This window comes from Mycobacterium scrofulaceum (assembly GCF_002086735.1).
Taxonomy (GTDB): Bacteria; Actinomycetota; Actinomycetes; order Mycobacteriales; family Mycobacteriaceae; genus Mycobacterium; species Mycobacterium scrofulaceum.
On record NZ_MVIJ01000011.1, the window covers coordinates 19021 to 39476 of the forward strand.

The following is a 20456-nucleotide window of genomic DNA, read 5'->3' on the forward strand; positions in this document are numbered from 1 at the left end:
TCGGTCACCCACGCATCTCGAGGACTTCGGTCACCGGACGCCGCGCGGTGGGTTTCGCGTGCGGGTCGTCGGCCGGTGACCGCCCGATCCGGATCAGCAGCTGCGGCTGGCCGGGGTCGCCGGTGACCTGCCTGATGATGTCGCGGCTCAGCGGCAGCTCCGTCATGTGGGTCAGCGTGCAGGTGGCCATGCCGGCCAAGGTGCATTCGAGCAGCACCGCCGACAGCGCCTCACCGCAGCGCAGCACTTCGGCCGGCGAATCGTCGTGATGAGTGGACAGGACCACGACCGTGGAGTGGTCCGCCTCGATCGCGGCGCGGCGGTGGCCCCCGCCCCCCGGCGGGAACGCGCGGGCGATGTCGACCCGCGCGGCCTCGGAACTGGACAACAGGGCGCTCTCGGGCACGTGGTCGGCGTTCGCTTCGAAGGGCGACGTCCACCAACGTAATTCGGTCAGGTAGGACGTATCGCTTCGACGCAACTGTTCGGTGAGTCGCGACGCCTCGGCCAGCCTCGGTCGCTCGTCGTCGTCGACCACGTCCAGCAACACGCCGTACGGGGTCACCGCGCGGCTCAGGGCCGAATGCAGCGTGGGCCACGCGGTCGGCGCGCCCAGCGGCAGCCGGTCGGTGCGGCGGCGAAGGATCGCATCGGCCCGCAACCGGCACTGCGCCGTCACGTTCTGCACGGGCAAGAACCCCACACTCGCGAGGTGATCCGGCCTGCCCTCGGTGGGAAAACGTTCGGTGACGCTCTCCCAGCCCGCGGCGGCCATGGCGACCCGCAGGTGGTCGAGCACGGCGCCGCAGCTCAGGATCAGCTCCCGACCGCTGTGGTCGGTGGCGTGCATCGCGTGGCGCGGGTCGGCCCACAGGTGCAACCTCGTGCCGTCGGCCACCCACCGCCAGGGCTGGCTGTTGTGCAGCGACGGCGCGCGGCACGCGAGCGTCACCGCGTCGCGGATGACCCGCTCCGTCGGCATTTTCGCGTCCATCTCCACCATTTCGTCGACTCCGGTGAGACAAACGGTATGCCCCGTCCGGCGGGTGCGGGCAGGGCCGTAGGTCCCCGACGCCCGGGACGTTGGAACCTCGCGGGGGCTGTTACGTCGCGCGGGCCCAGAGGTCGTGCGCTTCGCGAGCGACCAGGCCGGGGTTCCGGGAGGTGTCGATCCGGTGGGCGCCGGCCCAGTCGGCGTGCCCGGCGGCCAGTTCGGCGGCGATCTCCGGGGTCACCTCCGAAGTGCCCGCGGGCCTGGTCTTGATCCGGTCGGCCGCCACGCCGGCCGCCGCCGAGCACACGAATTCGACGAGCGCCGAATGCGTCTCGGTGGCCAGCCGGTGAGCCTGGTCGCGCGCATGCGGATCGCGCCAGGTGCCGTCGAGGATCACCGAGTGCCCCTCGCTCAGCAACTGCCGCGCGCGGCGCAGCGCGGTCTCGTACACGACGGCGACCTGCCCGGGGCTGTAGAGCCCGGCATTCAGCACGCCGGGCTCACCGGCGATGGCGCCCGCGTCGCGCAGCTCCCGCCGGACGTCGTCGGTCGAGATGACCTGGGCGCCAACGCGTTCGGCCAGGCCACGGGCGACCGTCGACTTGCCGGTGCCCGGGTTTCCGCCGACCAGCGCCAGGCGGACGGCGCCGGCCTCGAGGTGACCGATCGCCATGGCGAGGTGGCGGGCCGCGTCCGCGGCCGCGGCGTGCTTGCCCTGCGACAGGCGCACGCAGTCCACCTTCGCGCGGACCACGGCGCGATAGGCGATGTAGAACTCACGCAGCGACGGCGGCGCGGTGTCCTTCGCATGATGGGTGTAACGCTCGAGGAAGTGGTCGGCGAGGTCTTTGCGCCCCAGGAACTCGAGATCCATTGCCAGGAAGGCGGCGTCGTCGATGCAGTCGACGTAGCGCAGGTCGTCGTCGAACTCCAGGCAGTCCAGCAGCGCCGGTTTCCCGTCCACCCAGAAGATGTCGTCGGCGAGCAGATCGCCGTGGCCGTCGACGATGCAGCCGTGCGCGACGCGGGCGCTCAACAGGGGCGCGCGGCCGGCGAGGAATTCGCCGGCCAGGCGCTCGATCCGCGACACCGCGTCGGGAGCGACCCCGGGTGTGGCGGCGTCCGCGTAGCGGTGCAATTCGGACAAGTTGTCGTGCCAGCGGCGCCCGACCGCCTGCGCCTCGCCCTGGGCGCTGATCGCCGCGCTCCGCCCGGCGTCGCGGTGGAAGCGGGCCAGCACGCCGGCGATCGCATCCAGCGCGCCGCGGACGTTCTCGTCGGAATCGCGAAATGCCATGGTCGCCAGCCGGTCTTCGTCGCGGTAGCGCCGCATGACGATGACCGGTTCCGGCGGGCCGCCGGCCGGATCGGACAGCTGCGCGATCCCGAGGTAGCTCTCGGGCGACAGCCGGCTGTTGAGCTCGACCTCCCGGCGGCAGGCGCGCTCGCGCTGCTGCGGCGTGCGGAAGTCGAGGAAGTCGGTCAACACCGGCTTCTTGGCTTTGTACGCGCGGTCGCCGGCGAGAATGACGACGCCCGTGTGGGTTTCGTGCAGGTCGAGATACGACACGGTCGCGGCGCGGCCCTAGGACGGCCGGGCGACGATCACCGGCATCCGGACCGAGTGGACGACCGCGTTGCTGACCGAACCCAGCAGCACGCCGGACAGGCCGCCGCGCCCGTGGCTGCCCACGACGACGAGTTGGGCCGATTCCGACTGCTCGATGAGCTGCCGGGCCGGCCGGTCCGAGACGACCACCCGTTGCACGGTGACGTCGGGGTAGCGTTCCTGCCAGCCCGCCAGTTGTTCGGCCAGGCTCCGCTCGGCTTCCGCCTTGACCGCCGACCAGTCCACCCCGGGCAGTTCGAAGACGTCGACGTCGCTCCACGCGTGCAGCGCGGTCAGGTCGACACCGCGGCGCGATGCTTCGTCGAACGCGACGGCCACCGCAGCCTCCGAGGCGGGCGACCCGTCGACGCCCACGAGCACCGGAGCTTGCTGGGGATGCTCCATGAGCGGGTCTTCGTCGCGGATGACCGCGACCGGGCAGCGCGCACCGCGCACCACGCTGCTGCTCACCGAGCCCAGCAGCAGCCTGCCCAGCGCGCCGCGCCCGTTGCTGCCCACGACGACCATCTCGGCCTCTTTGGACATCTCGACCAGCGTGGGCACCGGGGGCGCACACCTCAGCTCGCTGCGGACGTCGACCTTGCGGTCGGTGGTGACGGCGTCTTCGGCGATCTTGACCGCCTGCTCGAGAACCTCACGGCCCTGCTCCTCCTGCCACACCGCCACGCCGGTCGACAGCGGAAGGGCCGGATACATCGGCACCATCGCGTTCACCATGTGGACCACGGTCAGCGGGACGTGTCGCAGCGCCGCGTCGCGGGCCGCCCAGCAGACGGCGGCGTTCGCGGCCGGCGACCCGTCGACTCCGACGACGATGCCATGGCGGTTTGCGAGTGCGGACATAATGTTCTTCCTCTCCTCGCCCAAAACGCTATGGCGCGAACGGCCGTCGATCATGAGGCTTTAGTCACCAACCCCATGGCCATGAGGCCCCCCTGCGCCGGCGCGCCTTGACGCGCGCCCGCACTGTGGCATCGTCACAAACGTGACCGAATGGCCCGTCACTGTCGACAGGCGCTACCACGACGCGGTGATCCTCGGGCTCGACTGTGTGCTGGCGCGGACGGCGCCGGGCGTGGCCCAGGCCCACGATTCGACCGCCGCATTCCTGCAGCGGCTGCGCGACGGCGGCATCGCCACCGCCGTCTATTCGGCCACCCATGACTGCGCGCCCCTGTTGCGGACGGCGGGAATCGAGGAGCTCGTCGGCGTCGCCGTCGGGGCACCCGACACCGCCGAGCAGATCGATGCCGCGCTGACCATGACGGTGGCGCGCCTGGGCGTGCGTCCGGTGCGTTGCGTCCTCATCGACTGCTGCAACGGCGGGATGGCGGCCGGGCGGGACACAGGACTCGGACTCGTCATCGGCCTCGAGCGCAACGGCGGGGCGGACGAATTGCTGTCCAGCGGGGCGGACATGGCCATCGCGGACCTCGCGGAAATCTCGGTGCGGCGCGGCGGCGCCGCCCTGTCGACGATCGCCGACGCGATGGGTGTCTACAGCCAGTTGAAGGAGTTGGTGGCGAGCCGGCGGCCGGCGGTGTTCCTTGACTTCGACGGCACGTTGTCCGAGATCGTCGCCGAGCCGGAGTCCGCCACGCTGGTCGACGGCGCGCGGGAAGCGCTGCGCGCGCTCGCCGCGCAGTGCCCGGTCGCTGTGATGAGCGGCCGCGATCTCGACGACCTGCGCGAGCGCCTGCAGGTCGACGGGATCTGGTACGCGGGCAGTCACGGGTTCGAACTCGTCGCACCCGACGGCACCCACCACGACAACGCCGCGGCCGGCGACGCCACGGGCACGCTGGCGCGCGCCGCCGACCAACTGGCGCAGCTGCTCGACGATGTCCCCGGGATCCACTTGGAGCGCAAGCGGTTTGCGGTCGCCTTTCACTACCGCAACGTCGACCCACATCAGGTTGACCGCGTGATCGCGACGACACGCAGGCTCGGGCGATCCCAGGGCCTGCGGGTCATTATGGGCCGCAAGGTGATCGAGCTTCGCCCCAGCCTGGATTGGGACAAGGGCAGGACGCTGCGCGGGATCCTCGAACAGATCGAGGGCTTCGGCTCGGGCGCCATGTTGCCGATCTACGTCGGCGACGACATCACCGACGAGGACGCCTTCGACGCGGTGCAGTTCGACGGGGTGGGAATCACGTTGCGGCACAACGAGGACGGGGACCGAACGTCCGCCGCGCTATTCAGCCTGGCGGACCCGCCCGCGGTGTGCGACTTCGTCCGGCGCCTGGCCGACGATCTGCACGACGCCGCGGCCGCGCCCGACGATCCGTGGGAACTCGTCTACGAGGGCTATGACCCCAGCTACGAGCGGCTGCGCGAAACCCTGTGCACCGTCGGCAACGGCTACGTCGCCACCCGCGGCTGCGCCCCGGAGGCGACGGCGACCGAGGCGCACTACCCGGGCACGTATGCGGCGGGCGTGTACAACACGCTCGCCGATCGCATCGCCGGCCGGACGGTCGAGAACGAGAGCCTGGTCAACCTGCCCAACTGGTTGTCGCTGACCTTCCGGGTCAACGGCGGGCCGTGGTTTCACATCGACGACACCCAGTTGCTTTCCTACCGGCAGACATTCGACCTGCGGCACGCGACGCTGACCCGCAGGCTGCGCTTCCGGGACGGTGCGGGCCATGTCACGGAGATGACCCAGGAGCGGTTCGCGTCCATGGACCAGCCACACGTGTTGGCCATGCGGACCACGATCCTCGCGGAGAACTGGTCGGGCACCGTCGAGTTCCGGTCACTGCTGGACGGGACCGTGCGCAACACCATGGTGGATCGCTACCGCTCGCTGTCGAGCACGCACCTCGCGTCGCCGGTGATCGACGAATCGGCGGACGAGGCGGTGATCTTGCGCACCGAAACGACGCAGTCGCGCATCGCCATCGCGGTGGCCGCGCGCAGCACCGTGTGGTGCGGCGACGCACCCGCCGCGGCGCATTACACGTCAGTGCGGGAAACCGGCCGCGGCGGTCACGACATCGAGGTCGCGCTGGCCACGGGACAATCGGTCAGCTGCGAGAAGATCGTGACGATCGTCACGGGCAGGGACAGCGCGATCTCGGAGCCGGCGAGCACCGCCCAGCTGCACCTCGACGCCGCGGGCCGGTACGACGAGCTGCACCGGCAGCACACCCGGGTCTGGGAACTGTTGTGGGAACAGTGCACGATCGGGCTGACCGACGGGCCGGACGCGCTGCGCATCCTGCGGCTGCACCTGGTGCACCTGCTGCAGACGCTCTCGCCGCACACCGCCGAACTCGACGCCGGCGTCCCCGCGCGCGGGTTGCATGGCGAGGCGTACCGCGGGCATGTCTTCTGGGACTCGCTGTTCGTCTCGCCGGTGTTGTCCGTGCGCATGCCCAACGTGGCGCGTTCGCTGCTGCTGTACCGCTACCGCCGGCTCCCCGAGGCCCGGCGGGCGGCGCGCAGGGCCGGCTACCTGGGCGCGATGTACCCCTGGCAATCGGGCAGCGACGGGCGCGAGGTGAGTCAGGAGCTGCACCTCAACCCGCAGTCCGGCCGGTGGAATCCCGACGCCAGCGCCCGCGCCCACCACGTCGGCCTGGCCATCGCCTACAACGCCTGGCAGCACTACCAGGTGACCGGCGACCGGCAGTTTCTGGTCGACTACGGCGCCGAGATGCTGGTGGAGATCGCGCGATTCTGGGTGGGGCTGGCTACCTTTGATGAAGCTCGCGGCCGCTACACGATCACCGGCATCGTCGGCCCCGACGAGTTCCATTCGGGCTACCCGGGCAAGGAGTACGACGGGATCGACAACAACGCCTACACCAACGTCATGGCGGTGTGGGCGATCCTGCGGGCGATGGACGCCCTGGACCTGCTTCCGCTGCGTGACCGCCTGGACCTGGTCGGCAAGATCGATCTCAGCAGCGACGAGTTGGGTCGGTGGGAGCACGTGACGCGCCGGATGTTCGTGCCCTTCCACGACAACGTGATCAGCCAGTTCGAAGGCTATTCGCAACTGGCCGAGCTGGACTGGGAGCAGTATCGGCGGCGCTACGGCAACATCCAGCGCCTCGACCGCATCCTGGAGGCCGAAAACGACAGCGTCAACAACTACAAGGCCTCGAAGCAGGCCGACGTGCTGATGCTGTTCTACCTGCTGTCGTCGGACGAGTTGCTGGCGCTGTTCGGTCGGCTCGGCTACCGCTTTGCGCCCGAGCGGATCCCGGAGACCGTGGACTACTACCTCGCGCGCACCTCGGACGGGTCGACGCTCAGCTCCCTCGTCCATTCGTGGGTCCTCACCCGCGCCAACCGGCATCACGCCATGAAGTACTTCGTGCAGGTGCTCGCCTCCGACGTCGTCGACATCCAGGGCGGCACCACCTCGGAAGGCATCCACCTGGCCGCGATGGCCGGCAGCATCGACCTGCTGCAGCGGTGTTTCACCGGGCTGGAAACCCGCGACGACCGGCTGATCCTCAGCCCGCAGTGGCCCAAGGCGCTGGAACCCATCGAGTTCCCGTTCGTGTACCGCGGCCAGCGGCTGCACCTTCGGGTCAGCGGCCGGGCGGCCGACCTGACTTCCGAGGCGGACAACAGCGAGTCGATCGCGGTGGAATGCCGTGGCCGGCTCCAACAGCTGCTGCCCGGGCACTCGGTCGAGGTCGTCTGACCCCTGGTGACCTATGCGCCCGAACGGGGGCCGAACGGCCCTGCTGAGCCGGGCCGTCTCCCCATAACGTTGGCGATGCCGGGCGGGGACGCCGGGACGGTCGGTCATACAGGAGGACTCGATGAACAATCCGCAGTCGTCGCAGCGGGTCGTGGTGGGTATCGACGGCTCGGACGCCGCGATCAAAGCGGCCAAATGGGCGGCCGCCGAGGCCGTCAGCCGCAACGTCGCGCTGCGGCTGATCCACGCCATCCCCGAACGGCGCGCGGGCGAAGCCGGTGACGACAGCCTGGACATCGAGTACGCCCAATCGTCGTTGCGGGCCGCCGATGCGGCGCTTCAGGCCACGGGCATGCCGGTCAAGGTCGAATGTGACGTCGTGCGCGGTTCGTCGGAGAGCGCGCTGATCGACGAATCTCGGGACGCCGCAATGGTATGCCTGGGGTCGGTCGGCACGGGCTGGGTGGCTCGCAAGGTGTTGGGCTCGACCGCGGACACCGTGGCGCAGCGGGCGCACTGCCCGGTGGCCGTGATCCGCAGCAGCCGCGACGCCGCCGACCGGGACGGCGGATACGTCGCCGTCACCGTCGGGGAGTCGGCCGCCAACGACGCGGTGCTCGAGCATGGCTTCCGCGAGGCGCGGCTTCGGGAAGCACCGATCCTGGCGCTGGGAGTCTGGCGGTGGGGGCTCGGTGAGATTCCTTACCGCCAGCTGGAGCATCGACTCGGCCCCTGGGTGTCGCGGCATCGCGAGGTACACGTCCAACCCGCCGCCGCCAGGCGGGGGGCGGCCGAATTCCTCACGCACACACAGGAACCCGTGCAACTGGCGGTGGTGGGCAGCGAGGACGCCGACAAGGTCGCCCGCATGGTCGGCCCGATCACCACTCACCCGGGCGGCCACAAGGGATGTTCGGTGCTCGTCGTGCGCGACCAGGGGCACCAAGGGGACTGACGGCGAACTACCCGGCCGCCCACTGGGTGGCGCGCTCGAGCTCGTCGAGCCGGAACACGGCGATCTCGCCGGGAACCATCCACGCCAGCGCGTGCAGAACCGGGGCGACCCAATCCTTGTCGGAGACCACCGCGATCCGCTTGAACGCCGAATGGTGCGGCAGGACGGTTCCGAAACCCAGCTTGAGGTCCTCGAGCAATCCCCCGGGTCCGAATCCCTCGTAATCGGATGCGATGACCTCGACGATCCGCACCTCACCCGCCTGCAGCACCCGGTCGATTTCGGGCCTGAAGTCGCGCAGCTCGTCACCCCGCAACCGGCCCGACACGCGGATGCCGATCACCTTCTCCGGCATGCCCGGCAGCAGTTCGATCATCTACCGGCCTCCCCGCCGGACGGCGCTTTTCGCGGTCACCGGACCACCAGCACGGGCACCCGCGCCGACTGCGCCACCGCGGAGCTCACCGAGCCGAGCAACATCCCGGGGAATCCGCCGCGGCCACGGCTGCCGACCACCACCAGCTGAGCACGCTCGGACTCCTTGAGCAACCAGTCGGACGGCTTGTCGCAGAACAGCTTCCGCTCGACGTGCACGTCGGGATAGCGTTCCTGCCAGCCGGCCAGGCGCTCGGCCAGGATTTCGTCGGCTTCCTTCTCGCGGTCGTGCCAGTCCATGCCGAGAATGGGGAACACCCCCACGTCGCTCCACACGTGGACGGCCACCAGCCCGACCCGCCGGCGGGAGGCCTCGTCGAAGGCCAGCGCGGTGGCCGCCTCCGACGCGGGGGATCCGTCGATGCCCAGCACCACCGGCCCGCTCGGGTGCGGGGCGGCGCCCTCGTCGGAATGGATGACCGCGACCGGGCAGTGAGCGTAGTGCACGAGCCCCGCGGTCACCGAGCCGAGCAACAAGCGGCCCATCGCACCGAGCCCCTGGCTGCCGGCGACCAGGACCCAGGCATCTCTGGATGCCTCGATCAGCGCCGGAACGATGGCCGAATACACGGTCTCGGTATGTATTTCGGGTGGTTTCGCGTCGCCCAGGCTCGCGTTGAGCGTCTTGCGGGCCTGGTCGATCACGTGCTGGGCGCTGTCCTGCTGCCATTCGGGCATGTCGGCATACAGTTGGCCCACCGGCCAGCCCACCACGACGGGCGGCACGGCATGCATCAGCGTGATGGGCAGGTCGCGCATGACGGCCTCGCGTGTTCCCCAGGCGACGGCGACGTCGGAGGCGGCCGACCCGTCGACACACACCAGCACCCCGTATTTCTTCGCGTTGACCGCCATGTTCCGCTCCTCTACGCCGGCGCCTCGTCGAATTTCGGCAGCTCGATCTCGAGGTGCCTGATAGATCCGTAATCGTTTGGCCGGCAGGGCCAGCCGAGGTCGAAAAAGACCGTGAGCATGAGGTGGTTCTCGCCGAGGACGTCGGCGACGAACCGCGTGACCCCGTGCGCCCGGGCGAGGGGGGCCAGGTGCTTGAGCAGGGCCGTCCCCACGCCCACCGAATGGTCCCGGTGGGCGACCACGACCGCGACCTCGGCGACCTCCGGGTCGTCGACGACGACGCAGTGGGCGACACCGATCAGCCGGTCCCCGTCGAAGGCGCCGAGAGCGTACAACCCGTCGGCGGGCTCGGTCAGCTTGGCGACGAGGTCGTGCAGCGGCGACAACTGCAGCGTGAAGAACCGGAAGTATCGGTCGTGGTCGGACAGGTGCTGGTGCAGCGCCAGGACGGCCTCGGCGTCGGCCCCGGTCAGGGGCCGCAACGACACCCGCCGCCCGTCGAGCAGACGGGCCGAGTCGGCGGCGTCCACCGAGCGATCACTCACGGTGCCACGCTAAAACCGGGGCGGCACGGTTGGGCAGGGCCGTTGGACCCCATGGCCGCCCCCATTGGTCCCGTCGCACGCGATCGCTACTGGTCGATCAGCGGGGCGACCCAGTGCACCCGGGTGCCGCCCTCCGGGGGGCCGGTGATCTCGCAGGCGCCGCCCAGCCGTTCGGCCCGGCGCTGCATGTTAGCCAGGCCGCTGTGCCGGGTGTTGCCGTCGGGTATGCCGGTGCCGTTGTCGATGACGTCGAGGACGAACATGTCGGCGACGCTGATCTCGACGGTCAGCCGCGTCGCGCCGGAATGGCGCAGGGAGTTGCTGACGGCTTCCGCGGTCACCGCCTCGGCGTGGTCGGCAAGCTCGCCGCCCACGGCGGTCATGGGCCCGTGCATGCGCACGGTGGTCACGATGTCGCGGTCCTCGGTCAGGTCGGCAACCACCTGCTGGATGCGGTACCGGAAGTCGGTCTTACCCGGCGGGGATTTCAACTGGAAGATCGTGGTGCGGATCTCCTCGATGATGGTCTGCAGGTCGTCCAGCGTGCGGTTGAGCCGCTCGACCACCTCCGGGGAGCGCGCCCGCGCCAGCGTCCCCTGCAAATCCATGCCGGCGGCGAAGAGCCGCTGGATGACGTGGTCGTGCAGGTCGTGCGCGATGCGCTCCCGCTCGGCCAGGATGGTCAGCCGGCGCGCGTCCTCCCGGGCCGAGGCCAGCACGAGCGCGATCGCGGCGTGCGTGGCGAAATCGCTGACCAACTCGAGGTAGCTGTCGTCGAAGGGCGGCTGGTCGGCGCCGCGCGCGATGGCGATCACCCCGACGACCTCGTCGCGCGCGCGCAGCGGCATCAGGATGGCCGGGCGCTGCCCGACGTCGGTGAACGCCTGGATCGGGTACCGCAGCGTCTCGGTGATCAGCGGTTGGCCGGAACGGAACACCGCGCCGCTGGTCGAGGCGTCCACCGGGACGCGCTGACCGACCACCTCGGCGGCGTGCAGGCCCACCGCGGCCGACACCACCAGGGTGTCCACCTCGTCGTCGGGCAGGTCGGGGTCGGCGGGGACCAGGACGATCGCCTGCTCGGCGTCGGTCAGGTTCCGGGCGCTTTCCGCGATCACCTGCAGTGGGCGCCGGTGCGGCTCCGGCCTGGACAGCAGCGCGGTCGTGATCTCGCGGCTGGCCTCCATCCACTTCACCGCCGTCCGCTCGCGCTCGAACACCTGCGCGTTGTCGATGGCGACCGCGGCGGCGAACGCCAGGGCGCGGGCGGCCACCTCGTCGGACTCGGAGAACACCCGCTCCGGATCGACGTGGGTGAGGTAGAGGTTGCCGAACACCGTCTCGCGGATGGTGATCGGCACCGCGAGGAATGCGCGCATCGGCGGGTGGTGCTCGGGAAACCCGGCCGAGGCCGGGTGGGCGCTCAGGTCGTCCATCCGCAGGGCCGGCGTGTCCAGCAGTGACAGGCTCAGCAGGCCCTTCCCCACCGGCAGGTGCCCGATCCGCGACACGGTGTCGGGGTCCATCCCCTCGTGGACGAACGACATCAGGTTGCCGTCGGGGTCGCGGATGGCCAGCGCCCCGTAGGGGGCGGAGGTCAGCCTCCTGGCCGCGGCGATGATCCGGTGCAGCGTGGCGTCGAGGTCGAGCCCCGCGCCGATCTCGACGATGACCCGGAGCAACTGCTCCATCTGATCGCGGGCGGCCAGCAACTCGTCGAGTTGCTCGTGCATCCGGCTGACCAGCCCACGTTGGCCGAGCCCGGCGAACGCCGAGCCGCTATCGTCGCTCGTCACCCCGATAGTCTTCACCCCGCTTCGAATGCGCCGCAATTTCAGATGGCACGTTCAGCCTAAACACAAATTGTCAAGCGCCCAAGCGAAGACTTGTCGTCGACCGCGTGGCGTCGTCCGCCCACGTCAGGCGGGTGGCGTCGGCTCCGGCGGATGCGGCTGGCCGGGCCGCTGGTCCAGTTTGGAGGCGAACACCGCCGCCTGGGTGCGGCGCTCCATGCCGAGCTTGGCCAGCAGCCGCGAGACGTAGTTCTTCACCGTCTTCTCGGCGAGGAACATCCGGGCGGCGATCTGCCTGTTGGTCAGGCCCTCGCTGAGCAGACCCAGCAGCGTGCGCTCCTGTTCGGTGAGCCCGGACAACGGGTCTTCGCGTTCCGCCGCGCCGCGCAGCTTCGCCATCAGCGCGGCCGCCGCCCGGTTGTCCAGCAGCGATTTGCCGGCGCCCACCTCCTTGATGGCGTGGGCCAGCTCCATGCCCTTGATGTCCTTGACGACGTAGCCGCTCGCGCCGGCCAGGATCGCCTCGAGCATCGCCTCGTCGGAGGTGAACGACGTCAACATCAGGCAACGCAGGTCGGGATGGTCGGACACCAGGTCGCGGCACAGCTCGATGCCGTTGCCGTCCGGAAGCCGCACGTCCAGCACGGCGACGTCGGGCTGCAGCGCCGGGATGCGTGCTTTGGCTTCGGAGACGGAGCCCGCCTCACCGACAATCTCCAGCTCGGGGTCCGAGGCCAGCAGATCGGCGAGACCGCGCCGGACGACTTCATGGTCGTCGACCAGGAAAACCTTGACCACTACCAACCCTTCCTGCCGTTCGCGCCAAGGCCCAATATCCCACATCTGGTGACCGACCGGCCTCACAAGTGCTGCGGATTCACGATCAGAAGCGAACAGTTGGCGTCCTGCATCACCGAACTGCCGACCGGGCCGACCAGCTCGGCCACATGCCGGCGATCGTGGGCGCCGACGATGACCAACCCGACCGGACCGCGGTGGGCGGCCAGGTAGTCCAGCAGCCTGGCGTGTACCGCCACCGATTCGACTCGCAGCTGCGGATGGCGGCGCTTCCATCGGGCCAGCCGGCGATCGAGGTCGGCGAGCGCGCGCCGGTCGGCCTCGGTGTCACCGCGTTCGGCGGGCCCGCCGCGCCGCGAGACGACCGCCTCGAGGGCGGCGTCGCGCAGCAGGGCCTCCTCGACGGCCGCGGTCAGCAGCACCGAGTCCGGCGACCCGTCGATCTCGACGACCGTCTTGCCTTCGGGTTGGTCGCGGCGACCGTCGCCGCCGCGGACGATCGCCACCGGGCAGTGCGCCGAGATGGCGAGGGCGGCGGCGGTAGAGCCGACCCGCCCCCGTTGAAAGTGGCGTAACCCGACCGCCCCGACGCAGACCATGGCCGCCGAGGCCGAGGAGCGGATGAGCGACCCGACCGCGGGCCCGTGAGCGATCTCCGTTTCGACCCGCACCGGCTTGCCCGTCGCGCGGATCGCCGCGACCGCGTGCCGGAGCGCCAGCTCGGCGGCTTCTTCACCGTCGCCGGGGTCGGTCGCATACAGCAGGCGCAGCGGAACACCCCGGCTCTCCGCCTCGTCGACCGCCCACAGGGCCGCGCGTATCGCCGCTTTGGAACCATCGACACCGGCCACGATCGACTGGGTCGTCAGTGAATCCGTCATCGGTCTCGGTGGCGGACCACGAGCGCCGAACGGTCGGGGTAGCCGACGGTCGGATGGCGGTTCGGGGTGGTCACTTCGGCGCGCGGCCGGTTCATGTCGGCTCCCGGTAGGCCCGGCCGCTCAATTCCAGGCTATTGCTCGTCCCCACCTCTGCCGGTTCGGCGACCAGCTCGAACAACCGCTCGATGTCGGCGCGCTCGAAGACCGCCGTGCCGGGTGTCATCAGCATCGCCGTGCCCGCCGCGATCCCGTAGCGAACGGATTTGGCGAGCGACCACCCGTGCGTGATACCCACCGTGATCGCGGCGACCATCGCGTCGCCGGCCCCCACGCCGCTCTCGCTTCGCATCGGGACCGCCGAAAACCGCTGGCTCGCATAAGGTGTCGCGAGGAGTGCACCGTAAGCGCCCAGGGACACCACGACGACCTGGGCGCGGCCACTGTCGATCAGCTCGTGGGCGGCGGCCAACTGCTCGGCCTCGGTGGCCAGCCGGCGGCCGACGCACTCCCTGAGTTCCCGCACGCTCGCCTTGAGCAGGAACACCCCCGAGGAGATGTGCTGCAGGCCGCCGCCGGAGGTGTCCAGGATCAGCTTCACGTCCAGCTGCCGGCAGATGTCGGCCACCCGCTGGTAGTAGTCGGCCGGAACACCCGGCGGCAGACTGCCGCTGGCCACAACGACTTCGGCCGATTGAGCCGCCATCCGCAGCTGGTCGAGGCATTCCTCCTGCACCGGGGCGGTCAGCTCCGGACCCGGCAGCACGAACCGGTACTGCTGGCCGGTGCTGGTCTCGTTGACCGTGAAACTCTCCCGCGTCTGGGCGGCGATCGGGATCTGCCGGAACGGCACCTGCGCCTCGCTGAGCAGGGTCATCAGCAGACCACCGTGCGACCCGCCCGCGGGAAATACCGCCAACACCGAGCTGCCGAGGACCTTGGCGACCCGGGCGACGTTGATCCCGCCGCCGCCCGGGTCGTAGCGGGTCGCCGAGCAGCGCAGCTTGTCGGTGGGGCGCACGACGCCGACACTCGTGGTGATGTCGAGCGCGGGATTCATGGTCAACGTGACGATCCGCGTCGGGCCCGGCGACCGTTCGGCCTGCATCTCCATCTTCGTTGGCCCCCCGGGGTTTACAGGCCGCTCGGGTACGTTTCCGGCGTTTCGCCGGCGATCCAGAGGCTGGTGACCTCGAGGGGTTCCAGCGCGCGCGTCCGATCGATGTGGATCATCGCGTCGAACTGGTCGGCGGGCCGGACGTGGAAGTAGTGGCTCTGCCGTTCGGTCTCGGGCCGGTAGATCACGCCGATGGCGCGGCCCAACCGGACCGCGCTCAGCGGCTCGGCGGCTCCCGGGCTGATCTGCGCCGACACCAGGAACGCGCTGCGGCCCGTCTCGTGCAGGAGCTCCTCGATGCTCCCGTTCAGCGCCGGGCGGACGACCTTTCGTTCGGCGATGCCGCCCCAGTCGCCGGCCGCGGTGACCGTGCCCGAGTACGTGCTGAAGCCGATCAGGCGGGCTTCGTCGCCGCGCCGCTGCCGGACCAGTTGGCCGAGCGTGAGTTGCCCATCGGCCCACACTTCGGTGGCGCGCGCATCCCCGACGTGGGAGTTGTGTGCCCACACCACAATTCGGGTAGAGGGGACGTCCTGGTGGCGGTCCAAGTGCTGCAGCAGCGCGTCGAGCGTCTGCGCCATGTGCTTGTCCCGCAGGTTCCAGGAGGTCACCCGCCCGCTGAACATCGCCCGGTAGTACACCTCGGCGTTGTGCACCGTCTGCGCGTTCTGGTGGGCATAGAACAATTCGTCCTCGGCGAGCAGGCCGTCCCTGCGCGCATAGGCCAGCTGGTTGCGCTGCAGGTCGACCAGCTGATCGATCGCTTCCTGCTCACACGACGGGCCGGCGCCGAAGGCCGCCGAGAAGCCGTACGCCTGACCGTCGTCCGCCGATGCGTGGTCGAAGCACCCATAACGTTGCCGCGCCCGCGCCGCCGCCCTGGGATCGACCTTGTCGAGGTAGCCGATCACCTCCTCCATGGACCGGTGCAGGCTGTACAGATCCAGACCGTAGAAGCCGGCCTGACGCTGGCCGTTGTTCTCGTGCAACCGGTTTCGGGTGCGCAGCCACTCGACGAAGTCGCGGACGACGGTGTTGCGCCACATCCAGGCGGGAAAACGCTCGAATCCGCTCAACGCCTCGTCGGCGCTGGTGTCCTCGCCGAGGCCGCGAACGTAGCGATTCACCCGGTAGGCGTCGGGCCAGTCGGCCTCGGCGGCGACGGCACAGAAGCCCTTCTCCTCGATCAGCCACTTCGTGATCTCGACGCGGGCCTCGTAGAACTCGTGTGTGCCGTGCGAGCTTTCACCGATCAGCACGATGCGCGCGTCACCGATCAGCTCCTGGAGCGTCTCGCGCGGCGGGACACCCCCCGGCGCGTCGATGGCCACCCGGCCGATCACCTCGGCGGGGGTGCGCGCGGCGGCCTTCCGCGGCGCCCCGGTCGTCGGCGTGGCGAGCAGGCCACGCACCTCGTCGTCGGTGACCTGCCGGAAATCCCAGAAGGACTCCCCGACCGCGAGGAACGGGGTGGGCATGCTCGCGCACACGACGTCGTCGACCTGGCCGGCGAATTCCCGGCAGGTGGATTCGGGGGCCGCAGGTACGGCGATGACGATGTGCGCGGGCTCGGCTTCGCGCAGCGCCTGCACCGCCGCGGACATGCTTGCGCCGGTGGCCAATCCGTCGTCGACGAGAATGACCGTCTTGCCGGCCACGTCCACCGGTGGACGCCCGTCGCGGTAGGCGGCCTCCCGCCGGATCAGTTCCCGGCCTTCCCGCTCGGCGACGGCGCGCAGTTCCTGCGGGGTGATGCGCAAACCCCGCACCACGTCGTCGTTGACCACGACGCGGCCCCCGCTCGCGAGCGCTCCGACGGCGAACTCCTCGTGGCCGGGGGCGCCGAGTTTGCGGACGATGAACGCGTCCAGCGGGGCGTGCAGCGCCGCCGCCACCTCCCACGCGACGGGGATGCCGCCCCGCGCCAGGCCCAGCACGATCACGTCGTGCCGGTCACGGTAGGCGCCCAGCAGGTTCGCCAGCACCCGGCCGGCCTCGGCGCGGTCGCGGAACACGCGCCGCGGCGACCGGCGGGTGGCGTCAGCTGCCCTGGTCATCACGCACCATGCCTGTAGTCATGGCAATCTCCTCGACCTTCACCATCGACGACTCCATCCGACCAGCGCGGCGTAATCGGCGGTAGGGACCGAAGTCCCGGGCTCGCGGGTCGTTCGTCGGCTCAGCGCCGTCGGCGCAGCTCGCCGATGTAGGCCATGACCCGGTTGAGGATGAGGCCGTAGGCGTCGCCGTCTTCGACCAGGCGGACCAGTCCGCGGTGCCGGAGAAAGCCGTCGAGACGCTGGTCCAGCCGCCAGTCGAGGTAGGTGTCGCCGGCATAGGGTGAGTGCAGGAACTCGAACGCGAGCTCGTCGACATCGGCGTCGGTCAACGACGGACACCCGTCTGTGGTGGAAGGCATCGGCCGGCTACCTACCCCGGGCGTGATCCCGGATGGCGGCTTGCACCGCGGTGAACCGGGACTGGGCCCGCTCGTCGGCCGCCCGCTGTTCGGCGGCCGTGACGACGATCGCGTCGGGACCGGGGAACACGGTCGCCTCCTCGCCGGTGGCCAGCCACCGAACGTGGTAGGGCGGTTCACCCTCCGGCGAACCCACCGACGTGATGAGCCCGCGCAGGTCCGGACGCCCGATCGTCGCGCTCTTGATGACCAGCCAGTCCCCCGCGTGGGCGTTCACCATCGTATCCCTTCGAAGATATTGCGGCACAATGTCTTTCGCCCTAGGGACGCAGCTCCAGTACGTCACGGACGGGCCGGCGCGGGGTCGGCTCCGGACCGCCCCTGCCCGCGGGCGCGGTGCCCACCCGGATCAACACCTGCGGTACCGCCTGTGCGTCGGCGATGAGACCGGAGATCATGTCGCGACCGGCCGGCAGCTCCGTCACGTGTGTCACCGTGCAGGTCGCCAGCCCGGCCATGGTGCACTCCAGCAGAATCGCCGAAAGCGCCCGGCCGCACCGAAACGCGTCCGCGCGGGTGTCCCCCGGCGTCGACAGGACGAGCACCTCGGCCTGGTCGGTCAGACCCGCGGAACCCGCCCGGGCGTGTTCGTCGGCGGGAAATCGTCGGTTCACCCCGACGGCGCGCGCCTGCGCCTCATTCGCCAGCGCGGCTTCCGGGATGCCGTCGTCGTGCCTGCTCGGTGCCGTCCACCAACGCAATTCGTGTTCGTAGAGGTCGTCGTAGCGGCGCAACGCCTCGGTGAGGCGGGCGGCCTCCACCAGGCGGGGCCGGGCGTCGTCGGCCAGCACGTCGAGTCGTGCGACGTCGTCGTCGAACGCGCTGCGCAACACCGGCTCGAAGGAAGACCACCCCCTGGGCGCGCCGAACGGGCGCCGGTCGGTCCTGCGACGCAGGATCGCCGCGGCGCGGTCGCGCCGGGCGACGGCGACGTAGTCGGCCGGAACGAAATCGATCGAGGCCAGGTGGTCGAGGTTGTTGGGGTTGGGGAACTCGTCGACGCCGCTGTCCCATCCGTCGGCGGCCATCGCGACCCGGAAATGATCGAGCACGGCGCCGCAGCTGATGATCGACTCGCGGCCCGAGCTGTCGGCGGAGGACACCATGCGGTCCGGGTCGGCGAACAGGTCGACCGTCGGGCCCCCGGCGACCCAGCGCCACGGTTGGCTGTTGTGCAGCGACGGGGCACGGCAGGCGAGTTCCACCGCCCGGGTGAGCACTTTGGTGTCGACCATCGTCGGGGTCATTGCTCGTCGCCTCTCCTGTCTTACTTGGACCCTCTGGCATGCGCGCACCCCGCGCCAGGGTCCTTGGTCCCCAGCGTGGCGTCGTTGGGCCCGACGCGTGACCGGCGCGACTGATGACCTTTGTCTCTATTGCGGCATCGTCGCGCGGCAAACGATGAAGACGACCCCGCCGACCGAGGATCCCCCATGGATGTCATCCACAAGACGGCCGCCGACTTGCGAGTCCGGCCCAACCTGACGGACTACGAACGCGAGCGCGCCCGGTTCCACTGGTCCGATGTGCCGAATCCGTGCGAGGGCATGGGGCGCGGCCTGTGCAACATCGCCTACGCGGCCGTCGACCGTCACAGCACCGGACCGGACGCGACGCGCACGGCGCTGCGATTCGTCACCGATGCGCCCTGGGACGGCGCGATGACCACCCGGGACCTCAGTTACGCCGAGCTCGGGCGGCTGTCCAGACGGTTCTCCAACGCGCTGCTGTCGCTGGGCATCAACAAGGGCAACCGCGTGTTCACCCTGATGGGCCGGGCACCCGAGCTGTATATCGCGATGCTGGGCGCGCTGCGCAACGGCAGCGTCGTCTCGCCGCTGTTCTCGGCGTTCGGGCCCGAGCCGATCGCCACCCGGGTCAACATCGGCCAAGCCGACGTGCTGGTCACCACCCGGGCGATCTACCAGCGCAAGGTCGCCAAGATCCGCGATCGGCTGCCCTCGGTGCGGCACGTCTTCGTCGTCGACGACGGCCAGGCCGGCGGCGCCCCGCCGGACACGCTCGACTTCTGGCAATGGGTGAACGCGTCCGACGAGGACGCGCCGATCGAGCCCACCACCGCCGACGACCCGGCCCTGCTGCACTTCACCAGCGGCACCACGGGTACCCCCAAAGGCGCCATCCACGTACACGGCGCCGTCATGATGCATTACGTCACCGGCCTGTACGCGCTGGACCTTCACCGCAACGACATCTATTGGTGCACAGCCGATCCCGGCTGGGTGACCGGCACGTCCTACGGCATCATCAGCCCGCTGCTGCACGGGGTCACCTGCATCGCCGACGAGGCGGACTTCGACGCCGAACGGTGGTATCGCATCCTGCAGGACCAGGGCGTGTCGGTGTGGTACACCGCGCCGACCGCCATCCGGATGCTCATCAAGGCGGGACCGGAACTGCCCGCGCAGTACCACTTCGACCGGCTGCGCTTCATCGCCAGCGTGGGTGAGCCGCTCAACCCGGAGGCGGTCTGGTGGGGAAAACGGGTGCTGGGCTTGCCGATTCACGACAACTGGTGGCAGACGGAAACGGGCGGCATCATGATCGCCAACACGCCGGCGTTCGACATCAAGCCGGGCTCGATGGGCCGCCCGTTGCCCGGCGTGGACGCGTTCGTCGTGCGCCGCGCCGACGACGACGGGCCCGTCGAGGTCATCGAGGAACCCGGTGTCGAGGGCGAGCTCGCGCTCAAGCCGGGCTGGCCGTCGATGTTCCGCGGTTACCTGAACGCCGAAGAGCGCTACCGGAAGTCCTTCGCGGACGGCCTGTACCTGACCGGCGATCTGGCGAAGAAGGACGCCGACGGATACTTCTGGTTCGTCGGCCGCAAGGACGACGTGATCAAGTCCGCGGGGCACCTGATCGGGCCGTTCGAAGTGGAAAGCGCCCTGACCGATCATCCGGCCGTCGCCGAGGCGGCCGTCATCGGCATCCCCGACCCGACGGTCGGCGAGATGGTCAAGGCCTTCGTCACCCTCAAGAACGGAGTCGTGGCCGACGAGGACCTGCGGCTGCAACTGCTGGGCCACGCGCGCAAACGCCTCGGGGCCACGGTGGCGCCCAAGGAGATCGAGTTCGTCGACTCGTTGCCGCACACCAGCAGCGGCAAGATCATGCGGCGCCTGCTGAAGGCCCGCGAACTCGGCCTGCCCGAGGGTGACACCTCCACGATCGAGCAGCATCCGGTCCAGCACGCGGAGGGGGTGCCGTCGTGAGTCGCGCCGGCGACGATGCAGTGGGGGCGCCCCCAGCCGCGCAGCGGCGAGGGGGACGAAGCGATGAGCAGGAGT

17 protein-coding genes are annotated in these 20456 nt (G+C 70.1%); 3 read left to right on the forward strand and 14 right to left on the reverse strand.

Annotated features, from left to right (window positions below; genetic code table 11):
* Window positions 1-4 precede the first annotated feature (4 nt).
* The 3 genes from BST44_RS09530 to BST44_RS09540 all read right to left on the reverse strand — a co-directional run bounded on the left by BST44_RS09530 (window position 5) and on the right by BST44_RS09540 (window position 3467).
* Complete coding sequence (locus tag BST44_RS09530; protein ID WP_083176875.1) at window positions 5-1003, reverse strand: Acg family FMN-binding oxidoreductase; 999 nt, start codon at window positions 1001-1003, stop codon at window positions 5-7.
* Between the two features lie 100 nt (window positions 1004-1103).
* Window positions 1104-2564, reverse strand: a complete 1461-nt coding sequence (locus BST44_RS09535; RefSeq protein ID WP_083176876.1) for a bifunctional aminoglycoside phosphotransferase/ATP-binding protein — start codon at window positions 2562-2564, stop codon at window positions 1104-1106.
* Between the two features lie 15 nt (window positions 2565-2579).
* On the reverse strand, window positions 2580-3467 hold the full coding sequence (locus BST44_RS09540; RefSeq protein ID WP_083176974.1) for a universal stress protein: 888 nt from the start codon (window positions 3465-3467) through the stop codon (window positions 2580-2582).
* A 190-nt stretch (window positions 3468-3657) separates the two neighbouring features.
* Between BST44_RS09540 and otsB the strand changes: the two genes are divergently transcribed.
* Window positions 3658-7290 carry a trehalose-phosphatase gene (otsB, locus tag BST44_RS09545; protein WP_439330707.1) on the forward strand — a complete coding sequence of 1211 codons (3633 nt, stop codon included), beginning with the start codon at window positions 3658-3660 and terminating at the stop codon, window positions 7288-7290.
* A 121-nt stretch (window positions 7291-7411) separates the two neighbouring features.
* Window positions 7412-8245 (forward strand): universal stress protein, encoded by an 834-nt coding sequence (locus BST44_RS09550; RefSeq protein ID WP_083176878.1) that lies wholly within the window; start codon window positions 7412-7414, stop codon window positions 8243-8245.
* A gap of 7 nt (window positions 8246-8252) precedes the next feature.
* On the opposite strand, the gene BST44_RS09555 is transcribed toward BST44_RS09550, so the two are convergent.
* The 11 genes from BST44_RS09555 to BST44_RS09605 all read right to left on the reverse strand — a co-directional run bounded on the left by BST44_RS09555 (window position 8253) and on the right by BST44_RS09605 (window position 18392).
* Window positions 8253-8621: a SpoIIAA family protein gene (locus BST44_RS09555; RefSeq protein ID WP_083176879.1), complete on the reverse strand. Its 369-nt coding sequence runs from the start codon at window positions 8619-8621 to the stop codon at window positions 8253-8255.
* A gap of 35 nt (window positions 8622-8656) precedes the next feature.
* Window positions 8657-9535, reverse strand: a complete 879-nt coding sequence (locus BST44_RS09560) for a universal stress protein (protein WP_083176880.1) — start codon at window positions 9533-9535, stop codon at window positions 8657-8659.
* Window positions 9536-9546: 11 nt separating this feature from the next.
* Entirely contained in the window at window positions 9547-10080 is a 534-nt protein-coding gene (locus tag BST44_RS09565; RefSeq protein ID WP_083176881.1) for a GNAT family N-acetyltransferase, read from the reverse strand.
* A gap of 86 nt (window positions 10081-10166) precedes the next feature.
* Complete coding sequence (locus BST44_RS09570) at window positions 10167-11813, reverse strand: GAF domain-containing sensor histidine kinase (RefSeq protein ID WP_208619766.1); 1647 nt, start codon at window positions 11811-11813, stop codon at window positions 10167-10169.
* Window positions 11814-11999: 186 nt separating this feature from the next.
* The gene (gene dosR, locus BST44_RS09575; protein ID WP_083176883.1) at window positions 12000-12671 is read right to left on the reverse strand and encodes a hypoxia response regulator transcription factor DosR/DevR; all 672 of its coding nucleotides are present in this window, start codon (window positions 12669-12671) and stop codon (window positions 12000-12002) included.
* 62 nt (window positions 12672-12733) lie between these two features.
* Entirely contained in the window at window positions 12734-13552 is an 819-nt protein-coding gene (locus BST44_RS09580) for a universal stress protein (RefSeq protein ID WP_083176884.1), read from the reverse strand.
* 91 nt (window positions 13553-13643) lie between these two features.
* A complete protein-coding gene (locus BST44_RS09585; protein ID WP_083176885.1) occupies window positions 13644-14663 on the reverse strand; it encodes a 1-phosphofructokinase family hexose kinase in 1020 nt (339 codons plus the stop codon).
* A gap of 20 nt (window positions 14664-14683) precedes the next feature.
* Window positions 14684-16723, reverse strand: a complete 2040-nt coding sequence (locus BST44_RS09590; RefSeq protein WP_083176886.1) for an erythromycin esterase family protein — start codon at window positions 16721-16723, stop codon at window positions 14684-14686.
* Between the two features lie 122 nt (window positions 16724-16845).
* A complete protein-coding gene (locus BST44_RS09595; protein ID WP_083176887.1) occupies window positions 16846-17085 on the reverse strand; it encodes a hypothetical protein in 240 nt (79 codons plus the stop codon).
* A 7-nt stretch (window positions 17086-17092) separates the two neighbouring features.
* Window positions 17093-17362: a DUF1918 domain-containing protein gene (locus tag BST44_RS09600; RefSeq protein WP_083176975.1), complete on the reverse strand. Its 270-nt coding sequence runs from the start codon at window positions 17360-17362 to the stop codon at window positions 17093-17095.
* Window positions 17363-17405: 43 nt separating this feature from the next.
* Window positions 17406-18392 (reverse strand): Acg family FMN-binding oxidoreductase, encoded by a 987-nt coding sequence (locus tag BST44_RS09605; RefSeq protein ID WP_083176888.1) that lies wholly within the window; start codon window positions 18390-18392, stop codon window positions 17406-17408.
* 186 nt (window positions 18393-18578) lie between these two features.
* Between BST44_RS09605 and acsA the strand changes: the two genes are divergently transcribed.
* Window positions 18579-20381 (forward strand): acetate--CoA ligase, encoded by a 1803-nt coding sequence (acsA, locus tag BST44_RS09610; RefSeq protein WP_083176889.1) that lies wholly within the window; start codon window positions 18579-18581, stop codon window positions 20379-20381.
* Window positions 20382-20456 lie beyond the last annotated feature (75 nt).

What these genes read in the sequence shown, in the direction of transcription:
- BST44_RS09605 (WP_083176888.1), bottom strand. Translation starts at nt 18,392, where the DNA reads ATGACCCCGACGATGGTCGACACCAAAGTGCTCACCCGGGCGGTGGAA.
- BST44_RS09540 (WP_083176974.1), bottom strand. Translation starts at nt 3,467, where the DNA reads ATGTCCGCACTCGCAAACCGCCATGGCATCGTCGTCGGAGTCGACGGG.
- BST44_RS09590 (WP_083176886.1), bottom strand. Translation starts at nt 16,723, where the DNA reads ATGACCAGGGCAGCTGACGCCACCCGCCGGTCGCCGCGGCGCGTGTTC.
- BST44_RS09550 (WP_083176878.1), top strand. Translation starts at nt 7,412, where the DNA reads ATGAACAATCCGCAGTCGTCGCAGCGGGTCGTGGTGGGTATCGACGGC.
- BST44_RS09560 (WP_083176880.1), bottom strand. Translation starts at nt 9,535, where the DNA reads ATGGCGGTCAACGCGAAGAAATACGGGGTGCTGGTGTGTGTCGACGGG.
- BST44_RS09585 (WP_083176885.1), bottom strand. Translation starts at nt 14,663, where the DNA reads ATGGAGATGCAGGCCGAACGGTCGCCGGGCCCGACGCGGATCGTCACG.
- BST44_RS09595 (WP_083176887.1), bottom strand. Translation starts at nt 17,085, where the DNA reads ATGCCTTCCACCACAGACGGGTGTCCGTCGTTGACCGACGCCGATGTC.
- BST44_RS09580 (WP_083176884.1), bottom strand. Translation starts at nt 13,552, where the DNA reads ATGACGGATTCACTGACGACCCAGTCGATCGTGGCCGGTGTCGATGGT.
- BST44_RS09570 (WP_208619766.1), bottom strand. Translation starts at nt 11,813, where the DNA reads ATGCACGAGCAACTCGACGAGTTGCTGGCCGCCCGCGATCAGATGGAG.
- BST44_RS09530 (WP_083176875.1), bottom strand. Translation starts at nt 1,003, where the DNA reads ATGGTGGAGATGGACGCGAAAATGCCGACGGAGCGGGTCATCCGCGAC.
- BST44_RS09555 (WP_083176879.1), bottom strand. Translation starts at nt 8,621, where the DNA reads ATGATCGAACTGCTGCCGGGCATGCCGGAGAAGGTGATCGGCATCCGC.
- acsA (WP_083176889.1), top strand. Translation starts at nt 18,579, where the DNA reads ATGGATGTCATCCACAAGACGGCCGCCGACTTGCGAGTCCGGCCCAAC.